Genomic DNA, 18,084 nt, shown 5'->3' with positions numbered 1-18,084 from the left:
CAGGGCGCGCCGGGACGTGTGCTCCGAGCCTAATCCGCGATCGGCGCCGCGAGTGCGGTCGTCCGGGCGAAGCGCTCCGCGAGCAGCTCGGCGTCGAAGCGAGCCCTCGCGGGCACATGCCACTCGCCCTCCATCAGCACCGTGCGCACGCCCTCGCCGTCGAGCCAGCTGAGCAGGATCTCCGCCTCCTGGTGGTAGCCCTGGCACAGCGGGGCGGCGAGCTCCGCCTCCCCGGTGCCGGTCACGGCCAGGGAGCGCGCGACCGCCAAGGGGTCGGCGTGGGCGGGCACCAGAGCCGTGCCGGCGAAACGGCCGTGCCTCACCGCCAGCAGCTCCCATCCGCGCCCGCCGATCACGCCCTCCTTGCTGGGCCGGGCGGCGATCAGCAGCGGCACCTCGCAGATCGCCCGCAGCCGGGAGGCGCGACGCGCGGCCGCGAGGTACATCCCCGCCAGGCGCCGCAGCTTCTCGGCGTCCTCGTAGCGACCGGCCGAGACGTGGCCTCGCATGCGGGCGGCGACATGGTCGAGGACCTCGCGGGGGTCGGCGAGCATCGCCCGGCGGATGCGATCCCGGTGCCCGGCCTCAGCGCGGGCACCGCGCCCGGAGGCCTGCTCGAACGCCGCCCCGCGGCCCAGGATCGCGTCGGTGAGCAGCCCGCGCAGGGGCTCGACGTCGTGCCGGGAGGACAGCGGGCCGATCTGGGCGGAGCCGTCGGCCTCCGGGCGCGCGATCCGTGCCGCGCGCAGCCCCTCGGAGCCCGAGCCGAGACGGAGCCACACCGCCTTCTCGGGGGAGAGCCCATGCCGGTTCGTCGGCGGCTTCTTCGCCGCGATGATCCGCAGCTCGCGCACCGCGGCCTCGGTCGGCGTGGTGCACTCCAGCACGTCGACCGACTCGGCGCGCGGCAGCATGTCCAGCACCTTGCGCCGGGTCTCGGCCGCCGTGAAGTACGTGCGCACCCGGGAGCGCAGATTCCGGGAGGTGCCCACGTACAGCACGCCTCCGTGGGCATCGAGGAACTGGTACACGCCGGGAACCGAAGGAACCGTCTCGGCCAGGTGCTTCTTGCGCAGCTGCACCGGTGTGGCGCGGCGATGCGCGGAGGAGAGGTCCTCGAGGGTGGCGGCGCCGCGCGGTCCCAGCCGGTCGATGATCGCGTGCAGGACGTCCACCGTGGCCCGGGCATCCGAGAGCGCCCGGTGGTCAGGGGTGATGCTCGCTCCGACGTGCGCCGCCAGGGTGGAGAGCTTGTGGTCGCGCACCTCGTCGCGCCGGAAGACCGTCCGCGCCAGAGCCAGGGTGTCCAGCACCAGCGGCCGCGGCCACCCGATGTCGCAGCGGGCGGCCTGGGCGGTCAGGAACGAGATGTCGAACCGTGCGTTGTGCGCCACCAGGGCGGCGTCGCCGACGAAGTCCAGGAACATCGGCAGCACTGTGCGGATCGACGGGGCACCGGCCACCGAGGCGTCCGAGATCCCCGTCAGGGAGGCGATGTACGCCGGGATCGGGCGCTCCGGATCGACGAAGGTGCGGAACTCGCCGAGCACCTCCCCGCCGCGCACCTTGACCGCCCCGATCTCGGTGATGGCGTCGGCCCTCGGGTCGGTGCCGGTGGTCTCGAGGTCGACGACGACGAGGGTGGCGTCCACCAGCGGGGTGCCGAGATCATCGAAGCTCAGCTGGCGGCGCGCGGACATGGCCGCAGACTACGACGCGGCCCTGACCATCGGAGGTGCCCGATGGTCCCGGCGCTCAGGACACCGGCTTGGACCCGGAGTAGATGCGCTCGATGACCTCGGAGAGGTCCTGGACGACGACGTTGCGCTTGAGCTTCATCGAGGGCGTGAGATAGCCGTTCTCCTCCGTGAAATCCGTCTCGATGACCTCGAACGCGCGGATCGACTCGGCGCGGGAGACGGACTGATTGGCCTTGTCGACGGCCGTCTGCAGCTCGGCGCGCACGGCCGGGTCCTGGGCCGCCTGCGCGATCGTCATCTCCTCCATCCCGTTGTTCTTCAGCCAGGTCGGGAGCATCTCGGCGTCCAGCGTCAGGATGGCGGCGACGAACGGCCGCTGATCGCCGATCACGACGCACTGGCTGATCAGCGGATGCGCCCGCAGCTGATCCTCGAGCTGGGCGGGCGAGATGTTCTTGCCGCCCGCGGTGACGATGACCTCCTTGCTGCGGCCGGTGATGGTCAGCGTGCCGTCCTCGCCCAGCGAGCCGATGTCCCCGGTGCGGAACCAGCCGTCGCGGAGGGCCTCGGCGGTGGCCTCGGGGTTGTTGTGGTAGCCCTTGAAGACCATGACGCCCTTGACGAGGATCTCGCCGTCGTCATCGATGGCGACCGTGGATCCCGGAAGCGGCGGGCCCACGGTGCCCGGCTTGACCGCCCAGGGCAGGTTCACGCAGATCGGGGCGGTGGTCTCGGTCAGGCCGTAGCCCTCGAGGATGGTCACGCCGATACCGCGGAAGAAGTGGGCCAGGCGGGCGCCCAGCGGCGCACCGCCGGAGACGGCCCAGGTGACCTGGCCGCCCATGGCCTCACGCAGCTTCCCGAAGACCAGCTTGTCGAACACGGCGTGCCGGAGCCTGAGGGGCAGGGGCACCTTTCCGCTCGACTGTGCCCGGGAGTAGGCGATCGCGGTCTCGGCCGCGGCGCTGAAGATCTTGCCGCGGCCGCCGGCGATCGCCTTGGCCTCCGCGCCGTTGTAGACCTTCTCGAACACTCGCGGCACGGCGAGCAGGAAGGTGGGTCTGAAGGCGGCGAGATCCGGCAGCAGGTTCTTGGTGTCCGGGGTGAAGGCGGTGGTGATCGGCCAGGATGCGGCCAGGACCGAGATGAGCCGTGCGAACACGTGCGCCATCGGCAGGAACATCAGCATCCGCGACCCCGGGGGCAGCACGTGCGTGCCCAGCAGGTTCAGGGCGCTGCGGGTGGTGTCCACGAAGTTGGCGTGGGTGAGCTCGGCGCCCTTGGGGCGGCCGGTGGTGCCCGAGGTGTAGATGATGGTCGCCACGTCCGCCAGGCCGCGCGAGGTGCGCCGGGCTTCGAGCTCCTCGTCGCTGACATCGCGGCCGCGCTGCTTGAGCTCGTCCAGGATGCCGTCCTCGATGACGCCGATGCGTTCCAGCGCGGGCAGTTCGCCGCGCACCGATTCCACGTCCTCCGCGTGCCTCGTCGCCTCGACCAGGGCGTAGCGCGCCCCGGAGTCGGAGGCGATCCATTGGATCTGGCTGGGGGAGGAGGTCTCGTAGATCGGCACGCTGACCGCTCCGGTCCACCACACGGCCCAATCGGCGAGCGTCCACTCGTAGCGGGTGCGGGAGAGGATCGCGACCACATCACCGGTCTCGACCCCACCGGCGATCAGTCCCTTGGCGACCTGCTTGACGTCCTCGATGAAGTCGGCGGTGGCCATCGGGGTGTAGCCGCCGTCGGGGTTCGCGTGCTCGAAGATCGGCACGGAGGGGTTCGAGCGCAGTCGCCCGAGGAGGAGATCGGTGGTGTTCTCGTCGGGCCGGCTCTCATGCTGTGGGGCAGTGGTGTACTGCTTCATCGAATCTCCTTCGATCCGGGCCGGGCGCTCGTGCCCGGCGTACCGGCCGCCTGCCCGGAAGCGCTGGTGGGGTGACCACGATCTTACGGCAGGCCGATCTACGATGTACGACAGCAGGCTGACGGGCCGGCTGGCCGATCAGCGAGCATGCCTGCGCACGGGCGAGAGCGCGTACAGGGCCGGACATACGGGGTATCGACGCAGAAGGAGCAGCATGCTCTCCATCGGAGTGGACATCGGCGGCACCAAGATCGCCGCCGGCGTGGTCGACGAGGACGGCGCCATCGTCGCCACGACCACGCGCAGCACGCCGGCCACGGAGCCGGAGCTGATAGAGGCGGGCGTCGCCGATGCCGTCGCCGAGCTGCGGGCCGACCACGACGTGGTCGGGGTCGGCGTGGGGGCCGCCGGGTTCGTGGGCGCCGACCGTCGCACCGTGAAGTTCGCGGCCAACCTCGCGTGGCGTCACCGCGCGCTCGCCGACGAGCTGGAGCGACTGACGGGCCTTCCCGTGGTGGTGGAGAACGACGCGAACGTCGCCGGATGGGCCGAGTACCGCTTCGGGGCGGCCACCGAGGCGGCGCACATGCTGATGGTGACCGTGGGGACCGGCCTCGGTGGCGCGATCGTCCTGGACGGCCGGCTGCTGCGGGGCAGCGGGGGCTTCGCGGGCGAGGTCGCCCACATGACCGCCGTGCCCGACGGGCAATGGTGCGGCTGCGGCCGCAAGGGCTGCCTGGAGCAGTACACGGCGGGCACCGCTCTGGTGCGCACCGCGAAGCGGAGGGCCTCGGCGGGCGACCCGCTGCTGGGCCCGCTGGTGCAGGCTGCCGGCGGGGCACGCAAGGAGATCGACGGTCCGCTGATCACTCGCCTCGCCCAGCAGGGCGATCCGGGGGCGCAGGAGCTGATCGCGGAGATCGGTACCTGGCTCGGGACGGGTATGGCGTCGATCTCGGCGCTGCTGGACCCCGAGGTGATCGTGGTCGGCGGCGGCGTCGCGGCGGCCGGCGACCTGCTGCTGGATCCCGCCCGCCGCGCCTACGCCGCGAACCTCACCGCCCGGACGCACCGGGACCTGGCGCCGTTCGTGCTCGCGAAGATGGGGAACCGCGCCGGGATCGTCGGGGCCGCCGACCTGGCTCGCTGACGGCTCTGCCGTGGGCCCCAGCCCTCAGACCTCGGCTCCGTCATCGTCGCCGTCCCTGCTGCGGGGTACCCGCAGGAGCAGGGACACCAGGCCACCGATGGCCGCGAGCCCTCCCAGCCAGGCGAGGAAGTCCGGCAGCGTCGCGCTCGCGGTGACCACGAGCATCAGCACGAATCCACCGATCAGCGCGGTCCACGACCACAGCGCACCGGAGGACGGCTCCGGCAGATCGGGGTCCGGCGGCTCGAAGTCGCCGTAGAGCACCTCGTCGTCATCGAGCTCGCGCGGACCGGCGGTGCCGCGCACGCCGTCGGCCACGTCGGGCGGCCCGGCCGAAGGATGTGCGGCCCGGGAGCGGGCGCGCGATTCCGCACTGGGCGGTTCGGACGGGGAGTCGGCGCTGAAGGACCACAGGTCGTCCTCGTCCGGACCGCCCGTGCCGGGGTCCTGGTCTGCGGGCGCGTCCCCGTCCTCGTCCGGGTCCCGTGGTGGGGGGCCGTGGTCCTCGGCCGCCGGCTCGTGGGGAGCCTCGCCGGGGTTGAGCATCATGCCCTCGCTCTCGAGCATGCGCGCGAACTCGGCGTCGACATCGCGCGGATCATGCGCGTTCGGACGGTCGGCGGTCATCGCGGGCCTCCGGCGAGCTGCGGACCGCCGGCCGGCCGGGCGCCGTCGAGAGGCCGGGGCACATGGGCGTCCAGGAAGCGCGCCGAGGTCTCGAACAGCAGGTCGGCGTCCAGATCCAGCGGGACCAGATGACGGCTGCGTGTCGTCGCCAGTCGCTGGACGGACCCGCTGACCCGCGCGGCGATGAGATCGCTGTCGGCGGCCGGGACGGTCCGGTCCGCGGGGGAGGTGGCCAGCAGCAGCGGGATCTCGACTGCATCCAGCTCGCGCCGGGTGCGCGCGAACAGTCGCCGCACCTCGGCGACGGCGCGCACCGGCATCCGGTCGTAGGCCTCCTCGGCCCCGCCCTCCCGGGCGATGTCGGATCCGATCCCGGGAAGGGTGCGCACCACCGGGGAGATCAGTCCCGCAGCCGCCGCGGTCGCAGGCAGGGCGATGCCGGGATTGACCGCGACCACGGCTGCCAGGCGCCCGCGCAGCATCGGATCCTCGGCCAGGGCGAGGGCGAGCGCGCCCCCCATCGACAGCCCGCCGACCGCGATCGGGCCGTGCTGGTGAGACAGCGTCAGCGCGGCCTCGCGCACGTGGCCGTACCAGTCCCGCCAGGACCGTCCCGCGAGGTCCTGCCACGAGGTCCCGTGACCGGGCAGCAGAGGAAGGTCGACGGCCCAGCCCCGCGCGGCGTGATCCTCGGCCCACGGACGCAGCGACTGCGGGGTCCCGGTGAAGCCGTGGCACAGGAGCAGCCCGCCGCGCGGGTTAGAGTGACCTCGCGCGCGCCAGGGGCGGGACAGTTCGCTGAACGCCATGGGTACATCGTCGCACCCGCGCCCGCATGCTTCATCCCCTCGTCCCCAGGAGTTCGTCGTGCTGTACGAGGTCGCCAAACCGCTCGTGATGGCCGTGGTGCGCGTGATCTGGCGTCCTACGGTCAGCGGCACCGAGAACATCCCGGACGAGGGCCCGGTCATCCTCGCCTCCAACCACCTGGCCTACTCCGACACGGTCTTCCTGCCGGGGCAGGTGCGCCGCAGTGTGCATTTCCTGGGCAAGTCGGACATCTTCGCCGGTCGCTCCCCGCTGAACCGGGTCGTGGCCTCGGTGATGCGCGGCCTGCACGTGATGCCGGTGGACCGCACCGGGGGCAGCGCCGCACGCTCGGCCATCGATGCCGGCCTCGATGTGCTGGCGGCGGGCAAGGTCCTCGGCATTTTCCCCGAGGGCAGTCGCAGCCCTCATGGGCGTCTCCACCGGGGCAAGACGGGCGTTGCCCGGTTCGCGCTCGCCACGGGGGCTCCGGTGGTCCCCGTGGCGATGCTGGGCGCGTTCGAGGCGCAGCGCGGCCGGAAGTACTTCCCGCGCCGGAGGCCCCGGGTGCACGCCGTGATCGGAGAGCCGCTGGATGTGCGCGAGATCGTCGCGGATCTCGACGGCGCCGAGGAATCGAAGGTGCTCAGGGCCGTGACGGACGCGGTCATGGACCGGATCCACGAGCTCTCGGGCCAGGAGCGCAGCGGTGAGTACGCCGCTGAGGTCAAGAAGCGCATGAAGGCCGCGGCGGGACAGCCCCTGGGTGGCGAGGAACCCGATACGGCGGTGTGAGACACGGCGGCGATCGCGCCCTCGCCGTCGCCGTCCGCACTGCTGGACGCCTCCGGCGCCGGCCCCGTCGGGCTCGGCCGGTTCGCGAGGTTCCGGCCGCGGAGCCGGCCTCCCACAGGCAGGGTTCCGAGCACTGGAAGCGGTCGGCCGCGCGCGCGGGTACTGCGTACCCTGTGGGGGTGACTCAGTACAGCCCCGATGCCCCTGCCCGCGCCCACGACTTCTCGCTCTCCTCGGCCGACGACGGCCTGGCGGCGCTGGGCGCGTGGCGCGAGTATCCGCGGGAGCAGCAGCCGGTGTGGCCGGACGAGGCCGAGCGGGCGCAGGTCTTCGAGGACCTGCGCGCCGCTCCGCCGCTCGTCTTCGCCGGTGAGGCCGACGTGCTGCGCGATCACATCGCGGCGGCCGCCCGCGGAGAGGCTTTCCTGCTCGCCGGCGGGGACTGCGCCGAGACCTTCGCCGACTCCACGGCCGATCGGATCCGCAACAAGATCCGCACCATCCTGCAGATGTCGGCGGTGCTGACCTATGGTGCGTCCGTGCCGGTGGTGAAGATGGGCCGGATGGCCGGCCAGTTCGCCAAGCCCCGCTCCTCGGACGAGGAGACACGGGATGGTGTGACCCTGCCCACCTACCGCGGGGACGCGGTCAACGACTACGCCTTCACCCCGGAGTCACGGATCCCGGATCCGCAGCGTCTGTGGAGGATGTACACCACCAGCGCCTCCACCCTGAACCTGCTGCGGGCCTTCACCGGCGGCGGCTTCGCCGATCTCCGGGAGGTCCATTCCTGGAACCGCGGTTTCACCTCCGGAAGCGGCTACGACCGCTACGAGGAGCTGGCGGCGCAGATCGACAAGGCCATCCGCTTCATGGACGCCATCGGCGCGGACTTCGACGCCCTCAAGGTCGTGGAGTTCTACGCCTCCCACGAGGCACTGCTGCTGGACTACGAGGAGGCCCTGGCCAGGATCGACTCCCGCACCGGGGAGATCTACGGCTGCTCGGGCCACTTCCTGTGGGTGGGGGAGCGCACGCGCCAGCTGGACGGGGCGCACGTGGACTTCATGGCGCGCCTGCGCAACCCGATCGGGGTCAAGCTCGGGCCGAACGCGTCGGTCGATGATGCGCTGCGCCTGATCGACAAGCTCGACCCCGAGCGCGAGCCGGGACGGCTCACGTTCATCACCCGCATGGGCGCCGGCACCATCCGCGATCGCCTGCCGGCACTGGTCGAAGGCGTGCGCGACTCCGGGGCGCAGGTGGCGTGGGTGACCGACCCCATGCACGGCAATACGATCACCTCCTCGAACGGGTACAAGACCCGCCGCTTCGAGGACATCCTCGACGAGGTCGTCGGCTTCTTCGAGGTCCACCAGGGCCTGGGCACGATCCCGGCCGGCCTGCACATGGAGCTCACCGGTGACGACGTCACCGAGGTCCTCGGCGGGGCCGGGGAGATCGACGAGGAGGGACTGACGCGCCGTTACGAGACGCTCGTGGACCCGCGCCTGAATCACCAGCAGTCTCTCGAGCTGTCGTTCCTGGTCGCGGAGATGCTCTCGCGACGCTGAGGGTCCTGAGGTGCCCTGCATGCCGGCCGGTGCCGGTGCCCGCCCGGGTCTCGGCACCGGCGGCGGGCCGGTCAGAACACCGTGATGGTGACCGTCGAGCCCTTCTCGAGCTCGGAACCGGCTGCTGCCGACTGTTCGTAGACGAGCCCGAAGACCGGCTCACCCCGGTCGTGCTCGACCGTGACGGCGAAGCCGGCGGCCTCGAGTGCCGCCTTGGCGTCGGCCTCCGGTTTGCGGAAGACATCCGGGACGACGACCATCTCGGGTCCCAGTGACGTCACCAGCTCCACGGTGTCACCGCGGTACCCGGTGCCGGAGGCGGGTGATTGGGAGATGACCGCTCCGGCGGGCACGCTGCTGTGGTGGGCGGAGGACGAGGTCACGGTGAAGCCTGCCGATTCCAGGGCGGACCGCGCCGCGTCGCCGTCCTTCCCGGTCTGATCGGGGATCGCCAGCGGCTGGCGCCCCTGCGAGGCGACGACGTGGACCTCTCCACCCTCGGGCAGCGCGTCGGCGGACTGCGACTGGGAGATGATCTGGCCCTCGGGCACGGTCTCGGAGTATTCGGCCTCATCCTCGACGAGCACCAGCCCGACGGACTCCACCGCGCTGCGGGCCTCCTCCATATCCATCCCGACGAGGTCGGGCACGGGGAAGGTCTGCTGTCCCTTGGAGACGACGAGCTGCACGCTGGCGCCCTTCTTGACGGTGGTGCCGGCCGACGGGGTCGCCTCGATCACGTGTCCGGCCGGCACCGTGTCGTCGAAGCGTTCCTCGGTGCGCGTGCTGAGGTCCTCGGCCGAGAGAACGGCCTCCGCATCGGTCAGCTGGGTGCCGGCCAGGACCGGGATCGTCCGGTCGGCGCCGGGGCCCGTGTTCAGGTACCAGTCCCCGCCGGCCCAGGCTCCACCGGCGAGTGCGATGACCAGGCACAGGGCCGCCAGCGTCGCGAGCGGGCGGGAGCGTCGGCGGGTGCCGAGGGGGAGGTGGCGGCCGCGGCGGGCTCTCGGTGCGCGAAGGACGACCGTGCGGGGCGCCGGATCATCCTCTCCCGGAGTCCCGGGCCGAGACGTCGTTCCCTCCTGCTCCGTGGCCTCCGCGGGGTCCGGAGCATCGCCCTCTCCGGCGGTGTCCTTCTCCCCGGGATGCCCGATCCCGTCCGCGTCGTCCACGCCGACAGAGTCCCCGGGCCGGGCGGACTCGCCGCGTGAGGCGATCGCCGGGGCGCCGTCGTCGGTCGTGGAGAAGATCCCGGCCGGGAAGGCGCGAGGGCCGTGACCGAGCTCGGCCACCACGTCGTCCAGCGGTGAGGTCAGGCGCGGGGTGTCCGCGGTGTCGGTGTCCGAGCGCTCCTCGGGACGTGCGTCCATGACGGCGGCGGGCAGGGTCTCGATCAGCTCGCGCACCGCCCGCAGCAGATCGGCGGCGGTCGCGGGCCGCTGCTCGACCGGCCGGGCGGCGGCCCAGGTCACCAGCGAGTCCAGTTCCCGGGGGATGCCGGAGACCAGCGTGGAGGGGGCGGGGATGTCGTCGTGGACGTGCTGGAAGGCGATATGGACGGGCTGTTCCCCGGTGAACGGCTGCCGCCCGGTGAGCATCTCGAACAGCACCACGCCCAACGAGTACAGGTCGCTGCGTTCGTCGCAGTGGCCACGGGTGACGACCTCCGGGCTGATATACGCCACGGTGCCCAGGAGTGTGGCACTGGCCGAGGAGTTCGTGGAGCCGACGGCACGGGCGAGTCCGAAGTCGGCGACCTTCACGACCCCCTCGTGGTCCAGCAGGATGTTCTCCGGCTTGATGTCACGGTGGACGATGCCGGCATCGTGGGCCGCCACGAGCGCCTCGAGGACCTGCGCCGTCACGTCGAGAGCGTCGGCCACTCTCAGCCGCTCCACCTCGCCGATGCGAGCACGCAGCGTCTCGCCCTCGATGAGTTCCATCGCCAGATAGATGCGGTCGGAATCCTCGCCCTGGTCGAACACACCGACGACATTGCGGTGCGCGAGCCGTGCCGCCGCACGTGCCTCACGGCCGAACCGGCGGCGGAAGTTCTCATCCATCGCGAGGTGCGGATGCATGATCTTCAGGGCGACGACGCGATCGAGGCGCTCGTCATGGCCGCGATGGACGGTCGCCATTCCGCCGCGCGCGATCGGCTCCTCGACCCGGTAGCGGTCGTCGAGGAGCAGGCTGATGCCGGGGGAAGTCGACGTCGCCGCGCTCACGTGGTCAATCTAGGCCTAGCATGCGCACCGACCACGCAGCGACACACTCGTGGCGCGTCGGCATTTCGGTCGAGGCGGGCGATCCGGTCGACCGGTCGATGCCGGTGATGCCTCTCGAGGGAGTGCAGATGAGTCACGTGAGCGGCGCCGCTGTGACGCCGGCATGGTGCACGGCGGGCCCCGGACGTGGCACGCTTGACCCGTGAACGACCTCGACGACCTCATCACTGACTGGCTCACCCTGCCCGACGTCGCCCAGCGACTGGATGTAGAGGTCTCGCGCGTGCGGCGCCTCATCGAGGAAGGCCACCTGATCTCGGTGCGCCGCGGTGATCCCGTGGTCCGCATGGTCCCCGCCGAGATGCTCACCGACGAGGGCGTGGCCCCGCACCTTCCCGGGACGATCACCGTCCTGCGGGACGGAGGATTCGATGACATCGAGCTGCTGACGTGGCTGTTCAGCGAGGACGAGAGCCTTCCCGGGCGCCCGATCGACCACCTGCGGCGCGGTCAGCGCGGCGAGGTGCGCCGGCGTGCGCAGGCGCTGGCCTTCTGACGGGACACTCCGGACCGGGCTTATCGACCGGCCCCTCCGCGTGACCGGTCACTCCGTGCGGCCTTACTGACCGGACCCTCCGGACCAGGCTTTCGGTCGGCCCTCCGGGTCAGCTGTCCGGCCCGGCCTCAGGCGGGCAGCGCCCTGACGTCGGTGGCCAGTCCCGCGAGCTCCGACAGCCCGGCTCGGCCGAGATCTCCCAGCTCCGCGGCGGCCGAGAGCAGGTCCCGTGCACGTCCGGCCCGCTGCGTCACCTCCTCGGTCACGGAGGCGACCGCCCCGGTGGCAGTCATGAGTTCGTGGACGGCGGCGATGTCCCCGGCGTCGGCGTCGGCCCGTCCGATGACACGCGCCAGCAGCTCGCGACCGGCGTCGTCGGCGGCCGCCTCCGTGCGCGCGAGCAGTACTGTGCGTTTGCCCTCGACGATGTCCCCGCCGGTCGGCTTGCCGGTCTCGTCCTGATCCCCGACCACGCTGAGCAGATCGTCGCGCAGCTGGAACGCGGTGCCGACCTCGACCGCCCACTCGGCGAGCGACTCCAGGGCGGCATCGTCGCCTCCCATCAGTGCTGCCCCGATCCGTACCGGTCTCAGGACCGTGTACGGCACGGTCTTCCAGCGGATCACCGACAGGGCGGCCTGCTCGGCGTCGGTCGCCGAGGCGAAACCGCCCGCCTGATGGAGGATGTCCAGGAACTGGCCGGACATCACCTCGGTGCGCAGATCGTCGAACTCACGACGTGCACGCGAGAGGCGATCCTGATCCCCGGGGACATCCGCTGCGGTCTGCTCGGCCCAGCTCAGAGCCAGATCACCCAGCACGATGGCGACGGCGATGCCGTAGTCGCCGGCGGAACCGGCCAGTCCGTCGCGCTGATGCCGAGAGGCGGCGCCGACATGGAGGGCGGGCCGCCCGCGACGGACGGGGGAGTGATCCATGACGTCGTCGTGCATCAGCGCCGCGGCCTGGACGAGTTCGATCGCCGCCCCGCAGCGGGCGAGGGCATCCAGCTCCTGCTCGCGGGGCTCGCGGTCCAGCGCGGCCACGCCTCCCCAGAAGCAGAAACGGGGCCGCAGCAGCTTTCCGCCGCGCAGGTAGTCCTCGAGCGCATCCACCAGGGCGGCCGTCTCCGGGGAGATCTGCTCGAGCTGGCGCCGCCGCGCGGCGAGCTCCGCACGGGTGATCGCTTCGACCCGATCGACCAGCCGGTTCTCGAGCTCACGCAGACGATCGCCGTCGGCCGGCGCTTCAACAGCGGACATGGATGCTCCCTCTCCCGTCGACCCCACGATCTTCCCACGTCCTGCCATCGTTCCTCCCCACTCGGGCTCCGTCCCCAGGATCGCCCGCCGCCTCCCGTCGGGGCCGTGCGGTGGCGCAGGGTCGCCTCATGACGACGAACACCACACCCAGCGACCCCGGGCCGCGAGTCCTGCATCCCGACGATCCGGCGGAGCTCCTCGCCGAGGCGCGTCTCTGCCTTCGTGAGATCCCCACGGACTGCCTGATCCTGGTGGGCCATGCGGGCGACGGCACCGCACCGATGCTGACCTGCTCACCCCTGACAGACGTCATGTCTCCCGAAGGGCCGGAGCACCTCGAGCACCATCTCGGGCTGATGCGCGAGCACGGCAGCTCGCGGGCGCTGGCACTGCTCGTCATCGACGACGGCTACGAGCCGCTCGCGCCCCAGGTGGCCATCGACATCTCGATCCTCGCCGGCGGCCTGGTCCTGACCACCGCCAGTCGCCTGCTCCCGGAACCGTTCGAGATCGACGTGCTGTGGGCCGTGGGTGACTCGAGTGCGCGGCAGGTGCTCCTCTCAGGCGCCGGGCAGGACGGGGACGAGAGCCTCCTCGTCTCCCCGCCCGGTCCGCTGAAGCGCTTCTCCGAGACCAGCGCCGCAGCGAACGCCGTCTTCTCCGGCGACCCCGTCCCGCAGGAGCGCGAGGATGAGCCGGTGCTCGAAGCGATCGGGCGCAGCATCACACTGGCGCGCACCGAGCTCGGCGCCTCGTGCGACCCCGGAGCGCTGTTCGAGACGGCGCGCGGCGCGCTGGGCAGGCTGCGGACGGGCCACGGAGACCCGGCCGGGAGCGACTTCGTGACGGACTGTGAACACGTCTCCGCGCTGCTCTCGGCAGTCGCCGTCGACCGCCTCCATTGGGAGCTGCTGGCGCAGTGCGTCGAACACGGCAACGCCGGCAGCATCGACCGCGAGGAGCTGCTGCAGGTGCTCGTCAGCGCTCCCCAGTGGTCCCCGCATCCTGATATCTGCGCAGGTGGGAGCTGGTATGAGGCACTGGAGAAGCTACGTGAGGTCGCCGCCGCGGCGATGGACGCTGCGCCCGCTGCCCGGCGCTCCACGCCCCGGGCAGCCTGGCGGGGCCTCACCGCGATGCTCGTGATGCTGGCGTGGTGGAACCATCGGTTCGCCACCGCGGGAGGCTTCGTCGACGATCTCTGGGGCCGCGAACCGGACTCGACTCTGGCACCCTTGCTGGCACGAATGACCGACACGCCGATCTTCCCGGCCTGGTGGCCCAGCACCTGATCCCCAGGACCGCTGGACCCTGCCGCGCAGGGGAGCAGGGAGGAGCAGCCGCCGATGACGATGCTCGGAGCACGGAGCGCCCGGCACCGGTCCGCTGCCGACGCCGATGCCGTCGGCTCCCCCCAGCCCGGGACCGCTGCTGAACCTCCCCCGGTGACGGGAGCGTGGAGACCGGAGCACGGCGACGGGGACCGCCGCTTCGCCGAGATCGGTCCGCTGGCCCTCGAGGGGGGCGACGTGCTCGAGGACGTCACTATGGCGTACGAGACCTGGGGCCGGCTCGATGCTGATCGCGGCAACGCCGTCCTGGTGCTGCACGCGCTGACCGGTGACTCCCACCTGCGCGGCCCGGCGAGCAGAGCGCACCCCAGCCCCGGCTGGTGGGAGGAGATGGTCGGTCCGGGCCGCCCCGTCGACACCGACCGGTACTTCGTGATCGCCCCCAACGTGCTGGGCGGCTGCCAGGGGACCACGGGCCCGAGCTCCCCGGGGCCCGGCGGCGACCCGTGGGGATCGAGGTTCCCGCTGGTGACCGTGCGTGACCAGGTGGAGGCGGAGCGTCGGCTGCGCGACAGGCTCGGCATCGACAGCTGGGCACTGGTGATCGGCGGATCGATGGGCGGGATGCGAGCGCTCGAGTGGGCGGTGTCCCATCCCGACGAGGTCGAACGGCTCGGTCTGATCGCCACCTCGGCCCGAGCCACGGCAGACCAGATCGCCTGGAACAGCGCACAGATCGCTGCTATCCGCGTCGACCCCGGCTTCCACGGCGGCGATTACTACGACCAGCCGAACGGTCAGGGACCCGATTCAGGGCTCGGGATCGCCCGCCGGATCGCGCACACCACCTATCGCACGGCGGCGGAGCTCGAGACGCGTTTCGGCAACCGGCCGCAGCCGGGCGAGGACCCGCTGGACGGTGCAGGCAGGCATCAGGTGACCAGCTACCTCGATCACCACGCCGGAAAGCTCGTGCGACGGTTCGACGCGAACTCCTACCTGGTCCTGGCGACCTCCATGAACACCCACGACGTCGGACGCGATCGCGGCGGCGTCGCCGCCGCACTGTCCAGGGTCACAGCTCGCACTCTGGTGGTCGCGATAGATTCCGACCGGCTCTTCCCGCCGGACCTCGTCGGCGAGATGGCCCACCACATCCCGGACGCCCGATGGCATGTCGCGAACTCCGTGATCGGGCACGACGCCTTCCTGCTGGCGCATCCGGACCTCGGCGAGTGGATCGGTGCCCTGCTGGATGATTAAGCTGGCCCGACCGATCGGCGCCATCGAGGATGACGACGCGGGAGAGTCCAGCACAGCCACGAGGGGAGCGTTCGCATGACCATCGTCGTGGGGTACTCCCCATCAGGCCAGGGGCGCGCGGCGCTGCAGGCCGCCATCCGGCACGCCCGCCGGACCAAGGACGACCTGGTCATCGCCTCCCACCAGTACAACGATCCCGACAGCGGCCCGGCCGCCGCCTCCGAGGGCGAGGTGCGCGACGCGCTCGCCGACGCCGGCGCCGATGACCTGGACGTGGCGGTGCGCAGCAACTCCCAGCAGGACATCGGCGAGTTCCTGCTGACGGTCGTCGACGAGGTCTCGGCCAGCCTGCTGGTGATCGGACTGCGCCGGAAGTCCCCGATCGGCAAGCTCAACCTCGGAGCCTCCGCCCGCCGTGTCGTGCTCGGTGCCCCCTGCCCGGTCCTCACCGTCAAGGATGGATTCGCCCACGGCGAGGACGGTCCCATCGCACGCTCCTGAGAGATGCGTCATCGCTCGCGGGTGCACCACGGCGGGCCGCGAGCTCGTCGGCGCCGAGCGGTCCCGGCGGGCCGGGAATAACACCGCGCGCCGGGCGTTATACTCGTAAGGCTTGACGGCACCGTGCCTTCGTGCGCCGTGAGACCGGTTCGTTCCGGGATGACGGCGCCAGCGGGATCCGCGAGCCGCGCCGAGATGACTGATCGCCCGAGTGTGGCGGTGCGCTCCCAGGGAGCACCGCCGGAAGAAGGAACTCTGTGACCTCCTCCAAGACCGCCGAGACCGCCACTGACACGACCGTTGCCGCGGCCGGGTCCGAGGCGGACGCGCCCTCGAAGCGTTCCGCGTCGACCGCGAAGCCCGCGTCCGCGACCGCCCGGAAGAAGCGCACCACCAAGACCGACTCCGCCGTCGAGCCCGACGCGAGCGTCGAGGCCGCCGCGCCCGACGCCGTCGAGACCGACGGCGCCGAGAAGCCGGTCGAGAAGAAGACCGCTGCCAAGAAGGCCGCCGTGAAGAAGGCGGCCAAGGTCGCCGAGACCTCCCCGGACGTGGCCGAGGAGCCCGACGCCGAGGCCGAGGCCGAGGAGGGCGAGACCAAGAAGGAGCCCTCGGAGACCGACGTCAAGGTCGAGGAGTCCGGGGGCTTCGTCTTCAACGCCACCGAGGACGACGCGCCTGCCCAGCAGGTCGTCACCGCCGGCGCGACCGCAGACCCCGTCAAGGACTACCTCAAGCAGATCGGCAAGGTCGCGCTGCTGAACGCGGCCCAGGAGGTCGAGCTCGCCGAGCGCATCGAGGCCGGCCTGTACGCCGAGCACAAGCTCAAGGAGGACGAGTCCATCGCCAAGACCAAGGCCGGTCGCGAGCTCGCGATCGTGGCCGAGGACGGTCGCGCCGCCAAGGACCACCTGCTCGAGGCCAACCTCCGTCTGGTCGTCTCCCTCGCCAAGCGCTACACCGGCCGCGGCATGCTCTTCCTGGATCTCATCCAGGAGGGCAACCTCGGTCTGATCCGCGCCGTCGAGAAGTTCGACTACTCCAAGGGCTACAAGTTCTCGACCTACGCCACCTGGTGGATCCGTCAGGCCATCACCCGTGCGATGGCGGACCAGGCTCGCACCATCCGCATCCCGGTGCACATGGTCGAGGTCATCAACAAGCTCGCCCGCGTCCAGCGCCAGATGCTGCAGGACCTCGGCCGTGAGCCCACCCCGGAGGAGCTCGCCAAGGAGCTCGACATGACCCCCGAGAAGGTCGTCGAGGTCCAGAAGTACGGCCGCGAGCCCATCTCCTTGCACACCCCGCTGGGTGAGGACGGCGACAGCGAGTTCGGCGACCTCATCGAGGACTCCGAGGCCGTCGTCCCCGCCGACGCGGTCAGCTTCACCCTCCTGCAGGAGCAGCTCCACTCGGTGCTGGACACCCTCTCCGAGCGCGAGGCCGGCGTGGTCTCCATGCGCTTCGGTCTGGAGGACGGCCAGCCCAAGACCCTCGACGAGATCGGCAAGGTCTACGGGGTCACCCGCGAGCGCATCCGGCAGATAGAGTCCAAGACCATGTCGAAGCTGCGCCACCCCTCGCGGTCGCAGGTCCTGCGCGACTACCTCGACTGAGCCACCGCCTCGACAGAGCTCGGGGGTGCGCCCTCGAGGGGACCGCACGCTCGAACGAGAGAACCGACCGACGTGACGACGCTGCATGAGCACGGCGCCGGGCATCCCTGCGGGGAGCCCGGCGCCGCGTCTGTGACCGTGATCCGGATGGGCCCGGAGGACTGGGTCGCCCACCGCGACCTGCGCCTGGCGATGCTCCGCGACGCTCCCGACGCCTTCTGGGCCCGACTGGAGGACGTGCAGGGCCGCAGCGAGGCGGAATGGCGCACCGAGCTCGCCGGCCCGCGCCTGCACCTCCAGGCCCGGCGAGGCGATCAGGTGCTCGGGGGCATCGGTGTGCTGCCCGAGGGATACACCCCGGACGAACCCATCGGCGAGGACGAAGCGCATCTGGTCTCGATGTGGGTCGACCCGCGTGAACGCGGCAGCGGCGTCTCCGGACTGCTCATCCGTGCCGCGGCGGAGCTCGCCCTCGAGCTCAGACGGCCCCACCTCACGCTCGACGTCGACTCCGCCAACACGCGCGCCCAGAGGAGCTACGAGCGGCTGGGATTCACCGCCACCGGAACCGAGAACCCGCGCGAGGGCCACGAGACGAGCTGGGTCCAGTACGCGGCCGAGGCGCATGACCTCCTCGAGGGCAGCTGACCCGCGAGCCGCTCGGCTCTCGAGACACCGCGAGCCCCGCCCTGCTCAGCAGGACGGGGCTCGCGACGTTCGGACGCTGCCGTCTGATCAGGTCGTGGCTACTCGACCGATCTCCTCCCGTTCGCCCTGCGCGGTCCGCTCGTTCCTCGCGGACCACTCCGGGCTCACAGTTCGTCGATAAGTCTGTGCCGTGCTGACTGA

General features: G+C 71.4%; 15 protein-coding genes. 9 read left to right on the top strand and 6 right to left on the bottom strand.

The genetic code is table 11. The features are described 5' to 3' along the window. Window positions 1-29: 29 nt before the first annotated feature. The gene (locus tag ACFQRJ_RS15225; protein WP_377020066.1) at window positions 30-1,700 is read right to left on the bottom strand and encodes a DEDD exonuclease domain-containing protein; all 1,671 of its coding nucleotides are present in this window, start codon (window positions 1,698-1,700) and stop codon (window positions 30-32) included. Window positions 1,701-1,755: 55 nt separating this feature from the next. Next, window positions 1,756-3,564, bottom strand: coding sequence for an AMP-dependent synthetase/ligase (locus ACFQRJ_RS15220; RefSeq protein ID WP_377020065.1), 1,809 nt, complete (start codon window positions 3,562-3,564; stop codon window positions 1,756-1,758). Window positions 3,565-3,778: 214 nt separating this feature from the next. Between ACFQRJ_RS15220 and ACFQRJ_RS15215 the strand changes: the two genes are divergently transcribed. Further along, window positions 3,779-4,714, top strand: a complete 936-nt coding sequence (locus tag ACFQRJ_RS15215; protein WP_377020064.1) for an ROK family glucokinase — start codon at window positions 3,779-3,781, stop codon at window positions 4,712-4,714. 24 nt (window positions 4,715-4,738) lie between these two features. On the opposite strand, the gene ACFQRJ_RS15210 is transcribed toward ACFQRJ_RS15215, so the two are convergent. Together ACFQRJ_RS15210 and ACFQRJ_RS15205 are read right to left on the bottom strand one after the other, a co-directional pair. Further along, window positions 4,739-5,341 (bottom strand): hypothetical protein, encoded by a 603-nt coding sequence (locus ACFQRJ_RS15210; protein ID WP_377020063.1) that lies wholly within the window; start codon window positions 5,339-5,341, stop codon window positions 4,739-4,741. Continuing rightward, window positions 5,338-6,150, bottom strand: coding sequence for an alpha/beta hydrolase (locus ACFQRJ_RS15205; protein ID WP_377020062.1), 813 nt, complete (start codon window positions 6,148-6,150; stop codon window positions 5,338-5,340). The genes ACFQRJ_RS15210 and ACFQRJ_RS15205 overlap by 4 nt, the downstream gene beginning before the upstream one ends. Window positions 6,151-6,208: 58 nt before the next feature. Between ACFQRJ_RS15205 and ACFQRJ_RS15200 the strand changes: the two genes are divergently transcribed. Together ACFQRJ_RS15200 and ACFQRJ_RS15195 are read left to right on the top strand one after the other, a co-directional pair. Further along, window positions 6,209-6,943 carry a lysophospholipid acyltransferase family protein gene (locus ACFQRJ_RS15200; RefSeq protein ID WP_377020061.1) on the top strand — a complete coding sequence of 245 codons (735 nt, stop codon included), beginning with the start codon at window positions 6,209-6,211 and terminating at the stop codon, window positions 6,941-6,943. A gap of 179 nt (window positions 6,944-7,122) precedes the next feature. After that, a complete protein-coding gene (locus tag ACFQRJ_RS15195) occupies window positions 7,123-8,517 on the top strand; it encodes a class II 3-deoxy-7-phosphoheptulonate synthase (RefSeq protein ID WP_377020060.1) in 1,395 nt (464 codons plus the stop codon). A 71-nt stretch (window positions 8,518-8,588) separates the two neighbouring features. On the opposite strand, the gene ACFQRJ_RS15190 is transcribed toward ACFQRJ_RS15195, so the two are convergent. Beyond that, the gene (locus tag ACFQRJ_RS15190; protein ID WP_377020059.1) at window positions 8,589-10,745 is read right to left on the bottom strand and encodes a PASTA domain-containing protein; all 2,157 of its coding nucleotides are present in this window, start codon (window positions 10,743-10,745) and stop codon (window positions 8,589-8,591) included. A 202-nt stretch (window positions 10,746-10,947) separates the two neighbouring features. On the opposite strand from ACFQRJ_RS15190, the gene ACFQRJ_RS15185 reads away from it, so the two are divergent. Beyond that, a complete protein-coding gene (locus tag ACFQRJ_RS15185; protein ID WP_377020058.1) occupies window positions 10,948-11,301 on the top strand; it encodes an Rv2175c family DNA-binding protein in 354 nt (117 codons plus the stop codon). 128 nt (window positions 11,302-11,429) lie between these two features. Here ACFQRJ_RS15185 and ACFQRJ_RS15180 read toward each other — a convergent pair whose 3' ends face one another. Beyond that, window positions 11,430-12,563 (bottom strand): polyprenyl synthetase family protein, encoded by a 1,134-nt coding sequence (locus ACFQRJ_RS15180; protein WP_377020057.1) that lies wholly within the window; start codon window positions 12,561-12,563, stop codon window positions 11,430-11,432. Window positions 12,564-12,691: 128 nt separating this feature from the next. Between ACFQRJ_RS15180 and ACFQRJ_RS15175 the strand changes: the two genes are divergently transcribed. From ACFQRJ_RS15175 to ACFQRJ_RS15155, 5 genes are all read left to right on the top strand, one after another. Further along, on the top strand, window positions 12,692-13,855 hold the full coding sequence (locus ACFQRJ_RS15175; RefSeq protein ID WP_377020056.1) for a hypothetical protein: 1,164 nt from the start codon (window positions 12,692-12,694) through the stop codon (window positions 13,853-13,855). Between the two features lie 54 nt (window positions 13,856-13,909). Next, entirely contained in the window at window positions 13,910-15,118 is a 1,209-nt protein-coding gene (locus tag ACFQRJ_RS15170) for a homoserine O-acetyltransferase (protein ID WP_377020055.1), read from the top strand. Between the two features lie 75 nt (window positions 15,119-15,193). Next, window positions 15,194-15,619: a universal stress protein gene (locus ACFQRJ_RS15165; protein WP_377020054.1), complete on the top strand. Its 426-nt coding sequence runs from the start codon at window positions 15,194-15,196 to the stop codon at window positions 15,617-15,619. 257 nt (window positions 15,620-15,876) lie between these two features. Next, window positions 15,877-17,235, top strand: coding sequence for an RNA polymerase sigma factor (locus ACFQRJ_RS15160; RefSeq protein WP_377020053.1), 1,359 nt, complete (start codon window positions 15,877-15,879; stop codon window positions 17,233-17,235). Window positions 17,236-17,307: 72 nt separating this feature from the next. Then, complete coding sequence (locus tag ACFQRJ_RS15155; RefSeq protein WP_377020052.1) at window positions 17,308-17,883, top strand: GNAT family N-acetyltransferase; 576 nt, start codon at window positions 17,308-17,310, stop codon at window positions 17,881-17,883. The last annotated feature ends 201 nt before the right edge of the window (window positions 17,884-18,084 follow it).

This window comes from Brachybacterium sp. GCM10030252, from assembly GCF_042666535.1.
GTDB lineage: Bacteria > Actinomycetota > Actinomycetes > Actinomycetales > Dermabacteraceae > Brachybacterium.
Note: the sequence above shows the minus strand (reverse complement) of the source record. Positions and strands in the feature narration are given on the sequence as shown.

What these genes read in the sequence shown, in the direction of transcription:
- ACFQRJ_RS15220 (WP_377020065.1), bottom strand. Translation starts at nt 3,564, where the DNA reads ATGAAGCAGTACACCACTGCCCCACAGCATGAGAGCCGGCCCGACGAG.
- ACFQRJ_RS15175 (WP_377020056.1), top strand. Translation starts at nt 12,692, where the DNA reads ATGACGACGAACACCACACCCAGCGACCCCGGGCCGCGAGTCCTGCAT.
- ACFQRJ_RS15165 (WP_377020054.1), top strand. Translation starts at nt 15,194, where the DNA reads ATGACCATCGTCGTGGGGTACTCCCCATCAGGCCAGGGGCGCGCGGCG.
- ACFQRJ_RS15225 (WP_377020066.1), bottom strand. Translation starts at nt 1,700, where the DNA reads ATGTCCGCGCGCCGCCAGCTGAGCTTCGATGATCTCGGCACCCCGCTG.
- ACFQRJ_RS15205 (WP_377020062.1), bottom strand. Translation starts at nt 6,150, where the DNA reads ATGGCGTTCAGCGAACTGTCCCGCCCCTGGCGCGCGCGAGGTCACTCT.
- ACFQRJ_RS15215 (WP_377020064.1), top strand. Translation starts at nt 3,779, where the DNA reads ATGCTCTCCATCGGAGTGGACATCGGCGGCACCAAGATCGCCGCCGGC.
- ACFQRJ_RS15180 (WP_377020057.1), bottom strand. Translation starts at nt 12,563, where the DNA reads ATGTCCGCTGTTGAAGCGCCGGCCGACGGCGATCGTCTGCGTGAGCTC.
- ACFQRJ_RS15210 (WP_377020063.1), bottom strand. Translation starts at nt 5,341, where the DNA reads ATGACCGCCGACCGTCCGAACGCGCATGATCCGCGCGATGTCGACGCC.
- ACFQRJ_RS15170 (WP_377020055.1), top strand. Translation starts at nt 13,910, where the DNA reads ATGACGATGCTCGGAGCACGGAGCGCCCGGCACCGGTCCGCTGCCGAC.